The organism is Pantoea sp. X-Soil-ISGK-259, from assembly GCF_059730705.1.
On the sequence record NZ_AP035987.1, the window covers coordinates 35,407 to 52,110 of the forward strand.

Genomic DNA, 16,704 nt, shown 5'->3' on the forward strand with positions numbered 1-16,704 from the left:
CAAAACGAGTGTAGACGCTGTTTTCGTTTTGCCCAACCAGCCGTAAAACATTTCTTTTTCAGGCTGCCGCTTCGGTTAAACTAGCCGCGTAATTCAGGTATCTAACCCTTCAATCAGTGTTTTTTCGAACCATCGGGCGGGCCATCGCTGTTCATGCGATGTGACTTATTATCACGCTCAGCGCTGTCACCCTTAACGCGTTTGCGCGCAGCAACCATGCCATTACGGACTTCAGTGATGGCTTTGCGAATAACGGTCACTTTTTCATTGTCATCAGCATCCGCAGCCATGAGTTCAAGCTGTTCTATCAGGGCATTACTGGATACCGATTTGTCTGACTTGAGTAATGTCAGGACGGCTTCACCTATCATGACATCTGTCAGTTTCTCATCTTCACTTCTGTACATACTGGCTTCTCTGATTGCGAATCAATGGCCATGCTGCGGGTCCGTATCTCTCTGCAGGTGCGAAGAGATGCACCTGATACGGGAAGGCAGTACTGGGCTTTTTAACTAGGGTAAACCATCCTGGCGGCGTGACTAAATCGGGCATCCTGAAAAACTGTAATGACTATCACTGGCGACTATCAATCCGTGTTTGCATTAGCTTTCACGACGGAAAAGCAATGCAATGAGCTCGTGCAGATGACGCTCTTCTTCAGGTGTTGGGGCAAGTTCAAGGCGTCGCAACAGTTTACTGCAAATCGCTTTACGACTCAGGCTATGCCCTGCACGCAGAATTTCCACAACAACTGAGCCCAGCGTCTCCTGTTGCGAAGGGGAGTTAGCCTGATTGAAGTAATGGGCAATATCGCTAATTGCTTCAATTGCTTCAGGGGCTTGTCCGTTCTGGCGCATGTGGGTGTCCTCAGGTGGTTAAAATGTATCGCACACAGGTTGTGCAAATTATACATCTTTAGAATTCTTGTACAGAATTTTGGGTTTTTGAGGTTAGTTTTTTTGTGCAAAAAGTGCTAATTGATTTAAATCAATAAGTTAAGAGAGTGTGTGGTGAGGGGAAAATTGTACCAAATACCTGTACGGTTTTCACTGCTAAAGTGCTCCGACCTGTACAGGCAGGTCGGTAAACAGGCGTGGGTAAGGTTAATGCTTCAGGAAAATGTCATCCGCGGAGAGCGGGTCAGCAGGTTCTTTACCAAATGTTGTTGATAACCAGTTCGCGGGGCTGGTGCTGCGGGAACCGATAGTTTTGAACCCCATCAGCCATTGACGCGCATGCTGTATCTGCTCAAGACGATTATCATTAACTTCAGATCCAGCCATCACTTTTAGCTCATTAATCAAAAGTTCAACGTTCACTTCCTGACCGGCATTAAACAGGTTCATTGCAGCTTCGCCAATGATGACATTCGCTTTTTCGTCGCTGGAAAAATACAAAATATCCTCCTGTGTGATTGCGGTGAGTAACATTAACTGTAGCAAAAAAATTCACGTAACTTAATCAATTCTACCTATCAATAATATTATTTTAATCGTTGAGGGTTGCATGTGTCATGCCTGTGCAATTCGCTAATACACCTGCCTCTGTTAAATGCGCAGGGTGATTGCTTTTATCCTGACACGTTAATCGCTTCTGCATTTATTTTTGCTGGCGTGAAAAAGCAGAGAGTCGCCAGATAAATTCACTGTGCACGCGTTCATGAAATAAAAAAATTATTGTATATCAATAAAATAAAGCAACTTCTTACAGAAATTGACATTCAGGCTTCACAACTGAAGAAACTTCACATCCACGCGCTACATCAACGGTATAGCCTGTGCTATAAAGAATAGCCTATGCTAATTATGCTCTTTTCTTAATCAACTCTGGAGACCGCTCTGATGACGACAATAAAACCAATAGCCACCTTGTTACTGAGTGCTTTGCTGACTCTGGTGACGGCTGCCAGTTGTAATGCAGCAGAAAAATTTAAGGTTGTGACAACGTTTACGGTCATTGCTGACATGGCGAAAAACGTGGCGGGCGAGGCTGCTGAAGTCACTTCCATTACTAAACCGGGTGCTGAGATACATGAATATCAGCCTACGCCCGGCGATATTAAGCGTGCCCAGGGTGCGCAGCTCATCATGGCAAATGGGCTGAATCTCGAACGCTGGTTTCAGCGCTTCTACCAGCATCTGGATGGTGTTCCGGAAGTCGTGGTCTCTGCTGGTGTAAAACCAATGGGAATTAGCGAGGGGCCCTACAACGGAAAACCAAATCCTCACGCGTGGATGTCCCCGGACAATGCACTGATCTATGTCGATAACATTCGCGACGCACTGATGAAATATGACCCCGCTAATGGGGATATCTATCGTCAGAACGCAGCAGCCTATAAGCAAAAAATCACCGCAGCGCTGGATCCATTACGGCAACAGATTGCCGGGATTCCAGCGGATAAGCGCTGGATGGTCACCAGCGAAGGCGCTTTTTCCTATCTGGCACGTGATCTGGGTATGAAAGAACTCTATCTCTGGCCTGTTAATGCTGACCAGCAAGGCACGCCGCAACAGGTAAGAAACGTCATTGATCAGGTGAAAAAAAATGCAATTCCGGCGGTGTTCAGCGAAAGCACGGTATCGGATAAGCCCGCCCGACAGGTCGCCAGGGAAACCGGTGCGTATTACGGTGGCGTGCTCTACGTTGACTCACTGAGCACCGCTCAGGGACCGGTGCCGACTTATCTTGATCTGCTTAGCGTCACCACAGAGACACTGGTCAAGGGCATTAAAGCGGGGGAGAGAGCAAAATGACCGATACCATCGTGGTTTCTGATGTCACCGTGACCTATCGTAACGGTCACACCGCATTGCATGGCGCCAGTTTCCGCGTACCCGGCGGATCGATTGCGGCATTGGTAGGCGTGAATGGCTCAGGTAAGTCAACGTTGTTTAAAGCGCTGATGGGTTTTGTCCGGCTTGCCAGCGGCAGCATCTCGGTGCTGGGTATGCCGACGCGCCAGGCACTGCGCAAAAGTCTTGTAGCCTATGTGCCACAGTCGGAAGACGTGGATTGGTCTTTTCCGGTGCTGGTTGAGGATGTCGTCATGATGGGGCGCTACGGTCATATGGGCCTGCTACGCCGGCCTAAACCGCACGACCAGCAGATTGTCAGCGAGGCGCTGGCGCGGGTCGATATGCTTGACTACCGCCATCGTCAGATCGGTGAGCTTTCTGGCGGGCAAAAGAAAAGGGTATTCCTGGCACGCGCCATTGCCCAGCAGGGCAGCGTTATCCTGCTGGATGAGCCGTTTACCGGCGTGGACGTTCAGACAGAGGCCAGAATCATCAGTCTGCTGGGTGAGTTGCGCGATGAAGGCAAGACCATGCTGGTTTCCACACATAATCTGGGGTCCGTTACCGAGTTCTGCGATTACACCGTCATGGTTAAAGGCACTGTTCTGGCCAGCGGCCCGACCCGGACCACCTTTACTGCCGCAAACCTTGAGCGCGCATTCAGCGGCGTACTGCGTCATGTCATGGTGAAAGGGCTGGACGATCAGATCATCACTGATGACGAACGGCCTTTTATTGCGCCTCGCACGACACGTGAAGATGGGAACTGACCATGGAACTGCTACTGGAGCCTTTTGGCTATCACTACATGCTCAACGCGATGTGGGTCTCCGCTATGGTTGGCGGACTCTGCGCATTTCTCTCCTGCTACCTCATGCTGAAAGGCTGGTCGCTGATTGGTGATGCCCTTTCTCACTCTATCGTGCCGGGTGTTGCAGGCGCTTACATGCTGGGGCTGCCGTTTGCGCTGGGGGCATTTCTCTCAGGTGGTCTGGCGGCGGGCAGCATGCTGCTGCTTAATCAGCGCACCCGATTAAAAGAAGATGCGATCATCGGTCTCATCTTCTCTTCATTCTTTGGTCTCGGGCTGTTTATGGTGTCGCTCAATCCGACTGCCGTGAACATTCAGACAATTGTGCTGGGCAATATTCTGGCGATTGCGCCCGCGGATATCCTTCAGCTGGCGCTGATTGGCGGACTGTCGATCATCATACTGCTGTTTAAGTGGAAAGACCTGATGGTCACCTTTTTTGATGAAAATCACGCACGCGCCATCGGATTACGGCCTGAACGCCTGAAAGTTCTGTTTTTTACGCTGCTGGCAGTCTCAACCGTGGCGGCGCTGCAAACGGTCGGCGCGTTCCTGGTGATCTGTCTGGTGGTAACACCGGGCGCAACGGCGTGGCTGCTCACCGATCGCTTTCCGCGTCTGCTGATGATTGCCGTCGCGATTGGCAGCATCACCAGTTTCCTCGGTGCCTGGGTGAGTTACTACTTAGATGGCGCAACGGGCGGCATCATTGTGGTGGCGCAGACGTTGCTGTTCCTGCTGGCGTTTGTGTTTGCGCCGAAACATGGCTTGCTGGCTAACCGGCGTCGCAGCTGCCAGCAACCTGATGAGGAGCCTGGCTGATGTGGATTTTAGAACCTTTCCAGTTCGCTTTTATGAACAGTGCGTTACTCATCGCGCTGGTGGTAGCCATCCCCTGTTCGTTGCTGTCAGTATTTCTGGTGCTGAAAGGCTGGGCGTTGATGGGCGATGCCATGAGCCATGCGGTGTTTCCCGGCATTGTGCTCGCCTGGATGGTGGGGCTGCCGCTGGGGGTGGGCGCGTTCGTCGCGGGTCTCTTCTGCGCTGTCGCCAGCGGTTTTTTGCAGGACAACAGCCGTATCAAACAGGATACGGTGCTGGGCATCGTCTTCTCTGGCATGTTCGCTGTGGGGCTAATCCTGTATATCGCCGTGAAACCTGAAGTGCATCTCGATCACATTCTGTTTGGGGACATGCTGGGCATTACTGGCGCGGATATTTTTCAGACATTTGTTATCGCAGCGGTCATCGTAATGGTGATTGCGGTGAAGTGGCGTGACTTCATGTTGTTCAGCTTCGATCCGCAGCAGGCTCAGGTCTCTGGCTTACCGGCGCGCTGGCTGCATTACGGGCTGCTCTGCATGGTTTCATTGACCATTGTGGCGACGCTGAAAGCGGTGGGGATTATCCTGTCAATTTCTCTGCTGATAGCACCTGGCGCTATTGCGGTGCTTCTCACCCGTCGTTTTTCGCATGCGTTACTGGTGGCGGTCGTGGTTTCGGTGTTGGTGTCGCTGAGTGGGGTTTACCTCTCGTTCTTTATCGACAGCGCCCCAGCGCCAACCATCGTTGTGTTGTTTGCGCTGGTGTTTGTTGTGGCGATGGTGGTAGCGGGGCGAAAATCCCGGCAGCTGGCACGTCTTACACTTCGCGAAGGCGGCCGGGCTGGGTAAGATGCTGACCACGAAGAAAGGAGTAAGGCACTGATTTGAGTGCAGGCTTCCCGTTCTCATCAGGCTAAAATCTATCTGAAGTGACTTTATGTGAATAAGGTCACTTTTTATTTTGGAGAAACTTTTGGGGGCGACCTACCCTGTGCCAGAAGCGGACATTGGTGATATTGAACGGTCTTAAACATGGGTGTGCTCCTCAGGCATATCTGCTTATTCATCGGAATAGAAGATGCGGTATGTACTCCCATCCCTGTGAACACGGGCAAATCCTGCCTGATTTAAATGCATGCCTGCAATGAGCAGTTTCTCGCTGACCGCTTGTTCCATTATTTTTTTACGTGTCTCCCCGGCCTGAGCAGGATCGACGTCGAATAAAATTGAAACAGCCGGTTGTGCTGACTGAATATGCGGGTAGTGGACAATATCGCCCCATATTAATAATCTCTCATTCCCGGAATCGATGCGAAAACCGGTATGCCCAGGCGTGTGGCCTGGTAAAAATACTGGAAGAATCTCTTCAGCTATTTTCCCACCGTTGAAAAAGCGGATGTTTGGGGCATAAACATTTAAGGTTTGCCGTACCAGCAAAAAATTACGCTGCCCGCGCTCATTCGCCATTTCGCGTTTTTTATCATCCCGCCAGTACTGCGCTTCGAGAGGGTGCAGAATAATTTCAGCGCATTTAAAAACCGGCTCTTTTTCAGCATCGAGCAGGCCTCCAATATGATCCGGATGGCAGTGCGTTAATAAAACGGTATCCACGTCATCAGGGCGGACGCCCAATGCAGCAAGATTTGCCATAAGGTGTCCCGGCGCGCCGGGGCCAGCATCAACCAGCATCACCCGTCCACGGCCGCGAATAAGGTAACAGTTAATATGGATATCACCGGGTTTATCGATTCCGGCACGGTACTGAATAGCGCCCGCATCAGCGTTTTCAATACCTGATAGCAGCTCCAGACTGGCATTTATCGTGCCGTCACTTAGCGCGGTTATCTGAAAATCGCCAACCTGGCGGAACGGAAAAGGATTGATCATCACGACCTCGGGGTCAGTTGCGGGCGAAAAGGTGTTCTGCTTGTGAGCCAAAGCAGCGTATTCGGGCCGTCAGACCAGAGGTGTGTTGGGTGACAATATCCAGTTCTCGCATAAAATTCTCCATCACTTCAGGGGTTCTCAATGTTGTCAGCCGATAAAAGAGCTCGGCGTACACCGGCTGCCCACAGCCCGGTTTTACAACAATAAAAATGATATGCACATTTTCGCGGTCTGCCCCGAGGATGTCACAGCAGAGGGCGCTGCATGCGTCGGTAAAATCGCAGAGATTTTTGAACCGGTCAGCGTGGTTTTCAGAAAAATAAAAAGTCAGATTAGGCATGATGTTATCGCATCCCTTTTTCAGTGCTCTGCAATTGCGGAATAAGGGACTCGTAGAGGTACACTCCGGGCATATCCATGAAGGGCGAAGCAATTTCATAAGGCAGGGCATAGATAACGCGATGTAAAGGTGATTTATCCAGCGCCACCGCATCCATTTCAAGTCCGTGATAGCCCAGCTCGGTCTCCAGGACGTCAATTGTCTTAGTGCTGATAAGCAGAATCTCATCGGCAGAGAGCCCTGGGATCAGGCCTTCGCCGGCATACAGGTTACGATGCCAGTCAGTAATGAAGGCCTGCCAGCGGGAGAAATTACCGCCTCCTTTTAAACGGTACTCCTCACTGCTGAGCACCTCCGCATCATTGACGGTGTGAATAGCAAGATAAGCAGGGCAGCCAGATTTGAGAGCACGAAAACGTTGAGAGGTAGTAAAGCCAGTAACAGAGATTAATGCGGGTAACTTTTGTTGGCTGTAAAACGCATTCCAGTCAGCCTCGCTTTCAGCATCGTTATATGAACACTCTACGGTATAGAACATCAGCCCATCTCCACATGAGTTATCAACGCAAGCAAACAGGTTTGCTCAATGATTTTTCATCATGCTACAAGCTGGTTTAATCGCTTAAAATCGATAATATGTCATGTGTCAGTGATATTTAGTCACTAAAGGCAAGAGCAAAGAGCTTTTATATGCGCAGAAAAATACCCAGTAGTGCGTCGCTTCAGGCTTTTGATGCTGCAGCGCGACACGGAAACTTTGCCCGGGCGTCAGAAGAGTTATCCTTAACAGAAGGGGCGATTAGCCGTCAGATTGCGCGCCTGGAAGCGTTGCTGAACTGTAAACTGTTTGACCGTGTGGGAAGCCGGGTAAAACTTAATCCGGTCGGCGCGCGCTACGCGCATCACGTGCGTGAAATCCTTGAGCGCCTTGAAAGAGATACGCAATACATATTGGGCCTGCCACAAGGCAGTCAAAGCCTTGATATCGCCGTCCTGCCGACCTTTGCCAGCCGCTGGCTTATTCCCCGTTTGAACAGCTTCAACGCATTGTTTCCGGCAATAACGTTAAATATTGCCGCCAGAACGGATCCTTTTATTTTGCCTGGCAGTGGTTATGATGCGGTGATTCATTTTGAGCATTCCGCGTGGGCAGGTATGCGTGTGCAATTTCTGTTTCAGGAAAATCTGCTGCCTGTCTGCCATCCTGCTTTGTTAACTGATGATGACGTCAATCAGCAATTAAATAAACTTCCGCGCATTCATCGGCGGCAGAATCCTGATGCATGGCATCGCTATGCGCAGGAGAGTGGAATAGAGCTTGATAACCCGGCGCAGGGGGCGCGGTACGATCTGCATGAAATGGCCATCGCGGCCGTAATGGCGGGGCAGGGAGTCGCATTAGTTCCTCGTAAGTATATTGAGAATGAATTAAGTTGCGGCACACTTGTTTCACCGTGGCCTGCATCAGATAGCCTGAGCAAAAGATTCTGTTTAATAAAACCCACGGACACGCATATAAGTGAGCCAGCTCTAAACAGTTTTGAGCGCTGGTTGCTGGCTGAAATGAATACGCACACAAGTAACACAAAAATTTGGTGATGTCCGCTTCCCGCTCAGTTTGGACCTCCGGTCTCAGCGAAGACGTTATGTGAGTACCAGATCAACGATCTAATAATCAACATTTGCTGTGGAACGGCGATTCGCACAGGCAGTGTGGGTATAAAGTCTGTGCTGTTGAACAGATTGTATGCTGGCAATTCCGCCATAATGTTGAGAAAACTCTAAGCATTGTTTCTAACGTCTTTACCCAAAAATTATTGTTATTAAGGCTGGCTTCCTGCCAAAGCGGCCATCGAAATCACCAGATCGTTAAAGAGCTGAAGAAAATATCTGTCAGTGATTATGATCTCTCAGGAAAACTGTCAGCACATCTTTTGGCGGAGTACCCTTGCACTCAGAAATTAACCAGCCCACCGCCCCGCGATGGTAAGAACCATGAAAGAGCATGTGATTTATCATATCTGCAGCAGTCATTTCTCCTTCACTACCATCGACAAAGCTGAACTTAATTGTTTCTTTTAAATCGGCAGGAGACATCGAACTTACGCGCTGGATATACCAGTTTATACAGTCGTTCATTTTAACTTCAAGTTCATCTGCTGAGGGTGTTTCAGGGGTGTTGAGGGCAGTGTAGCCATGCTTATGCCCCGAAATATTTGCTCTAAAGATCATATCAACCACATAAATATGGTTCATCAGTCTAAGCATCAGATGACGCTTTTCTGCATAGGCAGATTCACTGATGCCTTTAATCACCTTTAGCGTTTCAGCATCAATCCAGCGTTTAAATTTTAAGAGTGTAACCAGCGAAGTGTTGTCCATGAGTTTTTCCGTGATTTTCCCGTTCCGATAGCATATCGATTATGCACGTAATGTAGCCGAGCCTCTGATTCTAAGGCATACGTATAAACAATGCTCGCTCCTCGCAGACGTCAGCCTGACGTCAGTCCGCAGAAATGCTCCATGAGGCTCAGTAGGGGAGCGTCAAAGAACGCTTATGATAAAAGCTTTCCCTCACATACAGTACAATGTGCATGCTTGATGTTAGAACTTCACAGGCAGTGAATCTTGTTAATAAGGAATTCAAACGTGATTGATTTCACCCGTTTTATCGAGCGCTTTGAACAGCTCAATGCTCAGTTACTTCCTCCTGCTAAAGTCATCGAAAGACAACTCAATGGGTTGTATATAAGGAGATATGAGCCAAAAACGATCGTGGATGAGGTTCTCATCGTATATCACGGTGGTGGTGTTAACTCTGATGCTGGTTACGACATTCTTGCAAGACAGTTGAGCTCCGCTCTACCCGTCTGTGTTTATCTCATTGATATCCGTGGGCACGGTCGCTCAACGGGAATCCGAGGGGATGCTTCAAGCCCTGAGCAAATCTGGCAGGATGTTGATGAAGTCATCGATTATGCTCGCGCTTCTTTTAATGATGCCAGGGTTCATTTGCTTGGTCATTCCAGTGGCGGTGGCATGCTGATCAACTACTTTACGCAATATTCTCTATCGCGGAAAGTTGAAAGCCTGATTTTGCTAGCCCCAGCGTTAGGCCCTTTTTCACCCCCGAATCTGAACCGGGATTCTTCCATTCCCTTTGCATCGATAAACCGCTGGAGCTTCATAATCAATGCAATGAGTGGGGGTTTTCTTTGTGGTCATTCTACGGGAGTAAGGCTTAAATTTCCCTGTGAGGTGCTCAATTCGAGGCCGGACTTCGTTCAGACTTATAGCGTTAATATGGCTAATGCCCTTACCCCTCGTAATCCAGCAAGGCAACTCAAAGCGATTTCGATTCCACTAACAATCATGCTTGCTGAGCATGACGAACTGTTTGATGTAAGCAGAATGGATGAGTTTTTCAGGAGATGCGGCAATCCGCATTTAACCAGGCGAATTGTTGAGGGCAGCACACATCTCGAGTGTATTTTTGAGTTAACAGATATCCTGAGAGAACACTTCAGACGGCTGTCTTCAATGACGGATTACAAACATGAGTAGTTATCTTTTAAAGGGCAGAATTGCCTGATCGTCATGAGGCTAACTCATGTTTTTCCTCGTCTCGGATAACTATAATCGTCTCTCCTGACTCCTTGAAAGTTTTACATGACAAGCTCCTGACGTGCTTCTCATTCTCATCTGACCAGCACCTATCCAGGGTGACTTTATGTACATAGGGGCATTTTTTTACAAACCTCATTATGTATCAGCAGTTATGTGCCAGAAATGGACGCTTCACACATCCAGTTTCAAAGATGATCAATATCTGCCTGCCTGAAAAATTAATTTAAGAAATCATTCATAAAGACGAAACTTTATTTATTCAATATTAGTTGTTTGGCGTTCTCGATTCATTTTAAACGGAGTCTTAATGCGTCTTTTTCATTTCAGTGATAATTCTGATATTACTCTATTTAAACCTCGCCAGTTAAGGGTTCATGTTGATCGACCTGCCGGGCAGGAGTGGTTAAACGGCTCACTGATATGGGCTACGGATGAAGCGCATGAATTACTTTATCTTTTCCCTCGTGAGTGTCCACGTATCATTTACTGGCCACGACCTGACACAAGCAGAGTGGACATTGAAAAATGGATGGGCAGTGACTCTCAGGCTACGGCGATTGCCTGTATTGAACATGCATGGCTATCACGTTTTCAAAGCGGGAAAATTTACAGATATGAATTGCCAGTAGATGGCTTTGAACCAACAGGAGAGGTCGGTATGTGGGTATCTCAAAATAATGTTATCCCAACTGACTTGAAAGCGTTTTCCAACCTTGATACTGAACTTGCATTGCGCAATATAACGCTTCGGGTAATGGAAAGGCTAACGCCACTCAAAAGCGTATGGCTGACATCACTTCACGCCAGTGGGATAAGATTGAGAAACGCACAAGACTGGGGCAAGCCTGGCTGGACGCATTCCAGGCCGGGTCGCCAGATTTTTGTATAAACGTGTTACCGGCAGGTAAGGCCCTTACATCGGTGATGCCTGATCATCGTTAATAGCAGACCTTAGCCTGACGTCAGTCCGCTTGATACCGTAAGCGGACCGGTAAAATGCTTTGTATCTGAGCCACGCCTTAAGGGCTGGTTGGTGGCTGCGTATTAATTTAAATGACTGAGACCGGAACACTCGTGCTGGTTCAGAACGTTACGAAGTCAGAAAAGCGATTCTTTAATGCTGATTTCATCCACGCGAAGGATTGAAGACATATCAAAGCCGTCCATGTCAGACATGAACTCCTTGCTGGTCATATATTTCTGATTTAAGGCTTCTATTTCGGCCCCTTCCTGATACGTCACTGTTGCAATGACCTGACATTCTTTCCCCAGATAAACATGATTGACATATATACCAAAGGCCGGAAGAGAGACCATGTGTCGGGGCCAGTGTCTGTGAAAATAAATTTCTGCTGACTGTCTGTCTTTGAGTGTATAGATTCTGACCTGCTTCATGATATCCGTCCCCCTGTGAGAGTGTCATTTAGAGGAAAGCCAAAGCATACCAACTCTGTTACTGAGTAATTAGCAAAAGACTGCATTTAGCCCTTAACCGACATTGTTCCCGCACGTGATGCAAACGCCATTCTTCGTTACATATCGAATGTCACACTTACTTTCTAACAGACCCAGGCCATAAGACCCGAAACGCCGCTTCTGGCGGTTCGGCGAAGTTAAGCTGTCTGCCAGTTAGCGTAATCAGGCCAACGTCCCGGTGTGCCGGAGAGCTTAAGGTGGCGGGAGATCTATTCTGACCGCCGCGGTGTGCCGGAAGAGGCCACCGGTGGCTTAAGCTGCAGGGATATTGTCTGGAGCAAACCAGCCGCCGCTGCCAGACAACTTTATCCGGAAATACTTAGCTGATTTCATCTTTTGCAAAACCAGCCTGTAGTCTTTTCAGTATGACACTCATGCCCCTGCTGACAATCCGATCCTCTCGCATTACTGTCCCCAGAGTTCGATGAAGCGAGGGCGTCACAGAGTAAAGACTCAGACCCTGCCTTTCATCAATATTTGCAACAGACATACGGGGAACGATGCTGTAGCCCAGACCGGAACGTACCATCTTTTTAATGGCCTCAATACTGCCAAGCTCCATCATGGGGCTGACAGTTAGCCCGGCATTATGAAACCATTCGTCGATCAAGGCGCGTGTCCCGCTCCCAGGTTCAAAAACAATCAGCGGCAGTGACAAAAGGGCATCGGGAGACAGCGGTTTCACGCTCTGATCTGGTGCATCCTTTTCCATGATCACAACAAACTCATCAGTGCCCAGCGGGCTTACTCTCAGGCATTTGCCGTTAGCTGGAAGTGTTACAAGCCCAATATCTATACGATTCTCCTCCACGCTCCGGACAATATCGGAAGTATTGCCCGTGCGGACGTCTACTTTTAGCAGAGGATGTGCCTGTCGCAGCTGCTGCAGTACGGGAGGCAGAAGATGAATACAGGCCGTTGCCCCCATGCCGACAGTAACGGTGCCGGTTATGTCGTCTGAGTGCAGAGACACTGACTCAATGGCTGTATTGATTACTGAATCAATTTTTATACAGTGCTCAGAAAAAGTCAGCCCCGCTGGAGTGGGTCTTATTCCCCGGCTGGTTCGCTCAATCAGGCGGACCTGGAGTGTCTGCTCCAGCTGTCTTATCTGCAGGCTGACAGCAGGTTGTGAGAGTCCGAGAGCGTCTGCTGCGCCAGAGAAACTGCCCCGGCTGATGACCATCCTGAAAGTCGTAAGGTGATCCAGGTTCAGGTTTGCCATGTCAAAGTTTTCCTTATACCGCTGATAAGTCCCGCAGTCTGACTGAAATTATTTACCCGGGTTAGTCTTTGTTTCTCAGAAGAAAAAGAGCCTTACCGATGGAAATAACAGAAGCAGATAAAAAACATATTCCTGCTATCCAGCAGATTTATGCTTACCACGTATTACAGGGCACCGCTACTTTTGAAACCGAACCGCCGGATGCAGCTGAAATAGCAGCCCGACTGGAAAAGGTGCGTTCAGCAGGACTGCCCTGGTTTGTGGCGGTTGAGGACGGACAGGTCCGGGGGTATTGCTACCTCTCCTTTTACAGGGAACGTCGCGCCTACCGTTTTACCCTGGAAGATTCCGTCTATATGGATGTCAATTATCAGGGACGAGGCACCGGTAAAATGTTGTTATCCCATGCGATAGCCTGGGCAGAAGCCCGTGGCTTTCGCCAGCTCGTAGCCGTGGTGGGAAATAGCGAAAACAGGGGCTCTCTTGCTCTGCATAGTGCCGCAGGCTTCAGCATCACCGGCACACTCCGGTCGGTAGGATTTAAGCATGGGCGCTGGCTCGATACGGTCATTCTGCAGCGCACGCTCGGACAGGGCGACGCCACGCCTGCGGAGAGCAATTGATGACAGACGGACATCTGACCGGGCGCAATATTTTCTGCGTTGGTATGGCACAGCTTATCAACTGGGGAATTACGTTCTACATGCCCGGCGTTTTCGGAACCGCCATCATGGCAGAGACGGGCTGGTCTCCGGTGGTGACTTTCTCTGGCCTTACCGTTGCCATGCTGGTCATGGGGCTGGTTTCGCCGCTGACAGGTTATGTCATGGCTCGGACCGGCGGACGATTAATGATGATGGCAGGGACCGTTGCTGAAAGTTTCTGATGCAGCCTGCGGAAATTGATGTTCTGGAGGTATCTGCGTCGATTAAAGTCTGACTTGCGAGGGCTGCAACTGCAGCCTTATTTCAGGAGCGGACATTACTTATGTATAAAATCCAACATAACAGAGCATTTTTATGTTACAGGGACATATCAGCGATATTTGCCAAAGACTAATCGATAACTGGGTAAAAGAAACAGGAGTGCTTTTTACAAGGAAACCTTTCACACAGTAATGATGAGATAAGAACATCTGATTGCAGTCATCTTATTAGCCATTTAAAGCCGGAATGATTGATGAAGCGCTTTTGAAAGCAGATCTACAGCTTCGTCCCCATATGATTGGGCGCTTCGTATGAACACGATATTATGGTCAGGAATAGTAGGCATATTCTCAAGAATAACCATGTGGCCTGATACCTTTCCCCGATCCATTAAACTTACGGCCAGTCCTGCTTCGACACATGCCTGGACCGCCTTACTTGAATGGCTCTCCAGCACGATGCGCGAACGTCGACCTGAAGCTTTGAGCGAGGCGGTAATAGCCTTACGATAAATACATGGCGCTGCGTAGACAGCCAGAGGCAGGGGGGTTTCAAGCGCCACAGTATTGTTCAGAGGACCTACCCAGACGGGCGTGGTTGACATTAACAACTGCGCATCGGGACTGGTTTTTTCTTTAGGCTGGACGACCACTGCCGCATCCAGTTTTCCTCGATCTATCCACTCTTCAAGCTCGTTACTGGGCCCCATTTTCAACTCCATTACAACGTTCGGCCACGCCGCACTAAATGGAGGAAGTATCTCCCGGATAACCTGAGCAGCATACTCATCAGGCATGCCAAGGATGATTCGCCCGGTGAGATTCGCCCCATGAAGGTCAGCCAGTATCTGATCATGCGAGCGCAGGAGCTCTGCTGTTGAGCGCAGAAGCTTTTTCCCTAGTGCAGTCAGCATTACGGACTGATTATCGCGTTGCAGTAACTGCCCACCTGCAACGACCTCCAGACGCTGAATGTGAATGCTCACTGCCGCAGGACTCTTATGGAGGAGTTTAGCTGCAGCGCTGAATTTTCCTGTTCGTACGACAGCATGAAAAGTGCGAAGTAGCTCGATAGAAAGCGTTGTGGTCAATGTTTACCTTCTTTAAACCAGTTGTACATATCATTTTGATTTACCAGATTACACCCATCTATTACCTTTTTGGAATGAGCAAAATAAATCAATTTCAAAGAAAAAAGTCGTTAAGCCTTAACTGGCTTTATACCATTCCTTTGCCCCTGCTTGAGGTTGCCTTACTGTTTTCCTGGAGTTCAGGTTTTATCGGCGCACGCTTTTCAATTAATTATGCCCCGGCATTACTGGTCGTGTTCTGGCGCTATGTTTTGTTAACGCTGCTCCTCTTACCCTTCGTGTACCGACCCCTGTTAAAAACACCTCCCAGAGTGCTAATGATAAATGCCGGAATTGGCCTGCTGGCCATGGTCGGATATATGATCGGTGTGACCCAGGGGATTGCATTGGGTGTCCCGGCGGGACTCGCAGCCCTGTGTGCTGATCTGCTTCCGTTGGGAATGGCGCTGCTGGCGACAGCATTTTTGGGGGAACGGTTAGCCACCCGGGTCTGGCTTGGGCTACTCACGGGACTGCTCGGCGTGATATGGGTGACCCGTAACGTGCTCACTTTTGGCAACGCCCCACTCTGGGCTTATGGTTTGCCGGTAGCGGGTATGCTGTCGCTTGCAGTAGCAACGCTTTGGCAGAAACGCAGTAATGATTCACAGTCAATGGATCTCTTGCCCAATCTCTGGCTCCAGTGTTTCGTCGCGGTAATTGCCTTTGCTGTAATTGGCGGCATTAACGGCGACCTGGCACCAATCCCCACATTAGGGTTCACGCTCAGCGTCTTATGGACGGCGACTCTGCCAACTTTTGGTGGCTACGGTCTCTACTGGATTTGTCTACGCCGGAGCTCAGCAACCCGTGTTACCACCGTGCTGTACCTCAGTCCACCTGTCACAATGATCTGGGCATGGGCTATGTTCAATGAGCCCCTTTCCTGGCAGATGGCTTTCGGTATGGCGGTTTCTTCTGTCGGGATCTGGATGGTCATACGTGGTGAGGCAGCAGAGAAAAATCCTCCCTCATGAGCACCCATTTTAATCCGATTTGCTAATTAGCCGGGAGTCACTCTTTGCGGGGTCATGAGAACATGGATCTGTGACCTGCTTTCCAAAGATTTATACATCGCGATATCTGCAATGTCCGATTCTCGCTCATAGCGGACCTCAGCTCAGTTAGCTTGTCCGCTTTGTGCCAGATGCGTATATCTATCAACGGGGAGCAGGTCAATCTTGCTGTTAAAATCAGCAATCACCTCATCCCTATCGATTGCCATTCTCTCCATTGAATATTATCTGGTTTCAGACACGCACCCTATGCCTGTCAGGCATCCCTTTACTGCTGTTCTTCAGCCTGGTGGCGAAAGCGGTTAGCGTTTCCCCATTCGCAAAGAGGTTGTAACGCCTGCGCCAGCGAACGACCAAACTCAGTGATGCTGTATTCAACCTTAGGCGGCACCTCCTGGAAATCATGTCTTACCAGAATGCCGTCCTCTGTTAAATTTTTGAGTTGCTGGATCAGCACTTTTTCACTGATACCTTCAACGAGTCGTTTGAGTTCTCCAAAACGACGCGGACCAAACTGAAGATGGAATAACATAACGGGTTTCCATTTACCGCCAATATAACGAAAGGCCACATCAAGGCCGCAGATCGGCTCCATAACTTTTTCCTTATACATACCTTTAGGTAGGTACTGTTACATAAGAAGGT

At 49.2% G+C, this 16,704-nt stretch carries 21 protein-coding genes; 10 read left to right on the forward strand and 11 right to left on the reverse strand.

Annotated features, from left to right (window positions below):
* Window positions 1-113: 113 nt before the first annotated feature.
* The 3 genes from AC6I77_RS19315 to AC6I77_RS19325 all read right to left on the reverse strand — a co-directional run bounded on the left by AC6I77_RS19315 (window position 114) and on the right by AC6I77_RS19325 (window position 1,430).
* Window positions 114-407 (reverse strand): hypothetical protein, encoded by a 294-nt coding sequence (locus AC6I77_RS19315; RefSeq protein WP_003848275.1) that lies wholly within the window; start codon window positions 405-407, stop codon window positions 114-116.
* Between the two features lie 195 nt (window positions 408-602).
* On the reverse strand, window positions 603-857 hold the full coding sequence (ycgZ, locus tag AC6I77_RS19320) for a regulatory protein YcgZ (RefSeq protein ID WP_140034269.1): 255 nt from the start codon (window positions 855-857) through the stop codon (window positions 603-605).
* Window positions 858-1,103: 246 nt separating this feature from the next.
* Window positions 1,104-1,430: a hypothetical protein gene (locus AC6I77_RS19325; RefSeq protein WP_318251963.1), complete on the reverse strand. Its 327-nt coding sequence runs from the start codon at window positions 1,428-1,430 to the stop codon at window positions 1,104-1,106.
* Window positions 1,431-1,841: 411 nt separating this feature from the next.
* Here AC6I77_RS19325 and AC6I77_RS19330 point away from each other — a divergent pair, with 411 nt between their 5' ends.
* The 4 genes from AC6I77_RS19330 to AC6I77_RS19345 are packed head-to-tail and all read left to right on the forward strand — an operon-like array spanning window position 1,842 to window position 5,282.
* The gene (locus AC6I77_RS19330; protein WP_008924493.1) at window positions 1,842-2,756 is read left to right on the forward strand and encodes a metal ABC transporter substrate-binding protein; all 915 of its coding nucleotides are present in this window, start codon (window positions 1,842-1,844) and stop codon (window positions 2,754-2,756) included.
* Complete coding sequence (locus AC6I77_RS19335; protein ID WP_008924494.1) at window positions 2,753-3,568, forward strand: manganese/iron ABC transporter ATP-binding protein; 816 nt, start codon at window positions 2,753-2,755, stop codon at window positions 3,566-3,568. The genes AC6I77_RS19330 and AC6I77_RS19335 overlap by 4 nt, the downstream gene beginning before the upstream one ends.
* A gap of 2 nt (window positions 3,569-3,570) precedes the next feature.
* Complete coding sequence (gene sitC, locus AC6I77_RS19340) at window positions 3,571-4,431, forward strand: iron/manganese ABC transporter permease subunit SitC (protein ID WP_008924495.1); 861 nt, start codon at window positions 3,571-3,573, stop codon at window positions 4,429-4,431.
* Window positions 4,431-5,282 (forward strand): metal ABC transporter permease, encoded by an 852-nt coding sequence (locus AC6I77_RS19345; protein WP_003854336.1) that lies wholly within the window; start codon window positions 4,431-4,433, stop codon window positions 5,280-5,282. The genes sitC and AC6I77_RS19345 overlap by 1 nt, the downstream gene beginning before the upstream one ends.
* Before the next feature lie 210 nt (window positions 5,283-5,492).
* Here AC6I77_RS19345 and AC6I77_RS19350 read toward each other — a convergent pair whose 3' ends face one another.
* From AC6I77_RS19350 to AC6I77_RS19360, 3 genes are read right to left on the reverse strand one after another with little or no spacing between them, the layout of a single operon-like run.
* On the reverse strand, window positions 5,493-6,320 hold the full coding sequence (locus AC6I77_RS19350) for an MBL fold metallo-hydrolase (protein WP_105099600.1): 828 nt from the start codon (window positions 6,318-6,320) through the stop codon (window positions 5,493-5,495).
* 13 nt (window positions 6,321-6,333) lie between these two features.
* Window positions 6,334-6,660: a hypothetical protein gene (locus AC6I77_RS19355; protein ID WP_105099599.1), complete on the reverse strand. Its 327-nt coding sequence runs from the start codon at window positions 6,658-6,660 to the stop codon at window positions 6,334-6,336.
* Window positions 6,661-6,664: 4 nt separating this feature from the next.
* Window positions 6,665-7,198: a hypothetical protein gene (locus AC6I77_RS19360; RefSeq protein WP_003854331.1), complete on the reverse strand. Its 534-nt coding sequence runs from the start codon at window positions 7,196-7,198 to the stop codon at window positions 6,665-6,667.
* Window positions 7,199-7,350: 152 nt separating this feature from the next.
* Here AC6I77_RS19360 and AC6I77_RS19365 point away from each other — a divergent pair, with 152 nt between their 5' ends.
* Window positions 7,351-8,259 carry a LysR substrate-binding domain-containing protein gene (locus AC6I77_RS19365; protein WP_105099597.1) on the forward strand — a complete coding sequence of 303 codons (909 nt, stop codon included), beginning with the start codon at window positions 7,351-7,353 and terminating at the stop codon, window positions 8,257-8,259.
* 294 nt (window positions 8,260-8,553) lie between these two features.
* On the opposite strand, the gene AC6I77_RS19370 is transcribed toward AC6I77_RS19365, so the two are convergent.
* Complete coding sequence (locus tag AC6I77_RS19370) at window positions 8,554-9,042, reverse strand: DinB family protein (protein WP_003854327.1); 489 nt, start codon at window positions 9,040-9,042, stop codon at window positions 8,554-8,556.
* A 267-nt stretch (window positions 9,043-9,309) separates the two neighbouring features.
* Between AC6I77_RS19370 and AC6I77_RS19375 the strand changes: the two genes are divergently transcribed.
* Window positions 9,310-10,224, forward strand: a complete 915-nt coding sequence (locus AC6I77_RS19375) for an alpha/beta hydrolase (RefSeq protein ID WP_105099596.1) — start codon at window positions 9,310-9,312, stop codon at window positions 10,222-10,224.
* Window positions 10,225-10,594: 370 nt separating this feature from the next.
* Window positions 10,595-11,176 (forward strand): DUF6886 family protein, encoded by a 582-nt coding sequence (locus AC6I77_RS19380; RefSeq protein WP_105099595.1) that lies wholly within the window; start codon window positions 10,595-10,597, stop codon window positions 11,174-11,176.
* Window positions 11,177-11,385: 209 nt separating this feature from the next.
* On the opposite strand, the gene AC6I77_RS19385 is transcribed toward AC6I77_RS19380, so the two are convergent.
* Both AC6I77_RS19385 and AC6I77_RS19390 read right to left on the reverse strand, forming a co-directional pair.
* Window positions 11,386-11,682: a hypothetical protein gene (locus tag AC6I77_RS19385; protein WP_008924502.1), complete on the reverse strand. Its 297-nt coding sequence runs from the start codon at window positions 11,680-11,682 to the stop codon at window positions 11,386-11,388.
* 400 nt (window positions 11,683-12,082) lie between these two features.
* Window positions 12,083-12,988, reverse strand: coding sequence for a LysR family transcriptional regulator (locus AC6I77_RS19390; RefSeq protein ID WP_003854318.1), 906 nt, complete (start codon window positions 12,986-12,988; stop codon window positions 12,083-12,085).
* A gap of 98 nt (window positions 12,989-13,086) precedes the next feature.
* Here AC6I77_RS19390 and AC6I77_RS19395 point away from each other — a divergent pair, with 98 nt between their 5' ends.
* Both AC6I77_RS19395 and AC6I77_RS19400 read left to right on the forward strand, forming a co-directional pair.
* Complete coding sequence (locus AC6I77_RS19395; protein WP_110411883.1) at window positions 13,087-13,611, forward strand: GNAT family N-acetyltransferase; 525 nt, start codon at window positions 13,087-13,089, stop codon at window positions 13,609-13,611.
* Window positions 13,611-13,874, forward strand: coding sequence for a hypothetical protein (locus AC6I77_RS19400; protein WP_008924505.1), 264 nt, complete (start codon window positions 13,611-13,613; stop codon window positions 13,872-13,874). Before AC6I77_RS19395 ends, AC6I77_RS19400 begins: the two co-directional genes overlap by 1 nt.
* A 275-nt stretch (window positions 13,875-14,149) precedes the next feature.
* Here the strand turns inward: AC6I77_RS19400 and AC6I77_RS19405 are convergent, their stop codons facing one another.
* Entirely contained in the window at window positions 14,150-15,004 is an 855-nt protein-coding gene (locus tag AC6I77_RS19405) for a LysR family transcriptional regulator (RefSeq protein ID WP_105099592.1), read from the reverse strand.
* Window positions 15,005-15,078: 74 nt separating this feature from the next.
* Between AC6I77_RS19405 and AC6I77_RS19410 the strand changes: the two genes are divergently transcribed.
* Complete coding sequence (locus AC6I77_RS19410; protein WP_192378044.1) at window positions 15,079-16,020, forward strand: DMT family transporter; 942 nt, start codon at window positions 15,079-15,081, stop codon at window positions 16,018-16,020.
* 307 nt (window positions 16,021-16,327) lie between these two features.
* On the opposite strand, the gene AC6I77_RS19415 is transcribed toward AC6I77_RS19410, so the two are convergent.
* Entirely contained in the window at window positions 16,328-16,654 is a 327-nt protein-coding gene (locus tag AC6I77_RS19415; RefSeq protein ID WP_003854309.1) for a winged helix-turn-helix transcriptional regulator, read from the reverse strand.
* Window positions 16,655-16,704: the final 50 nt, after the last annotated feature.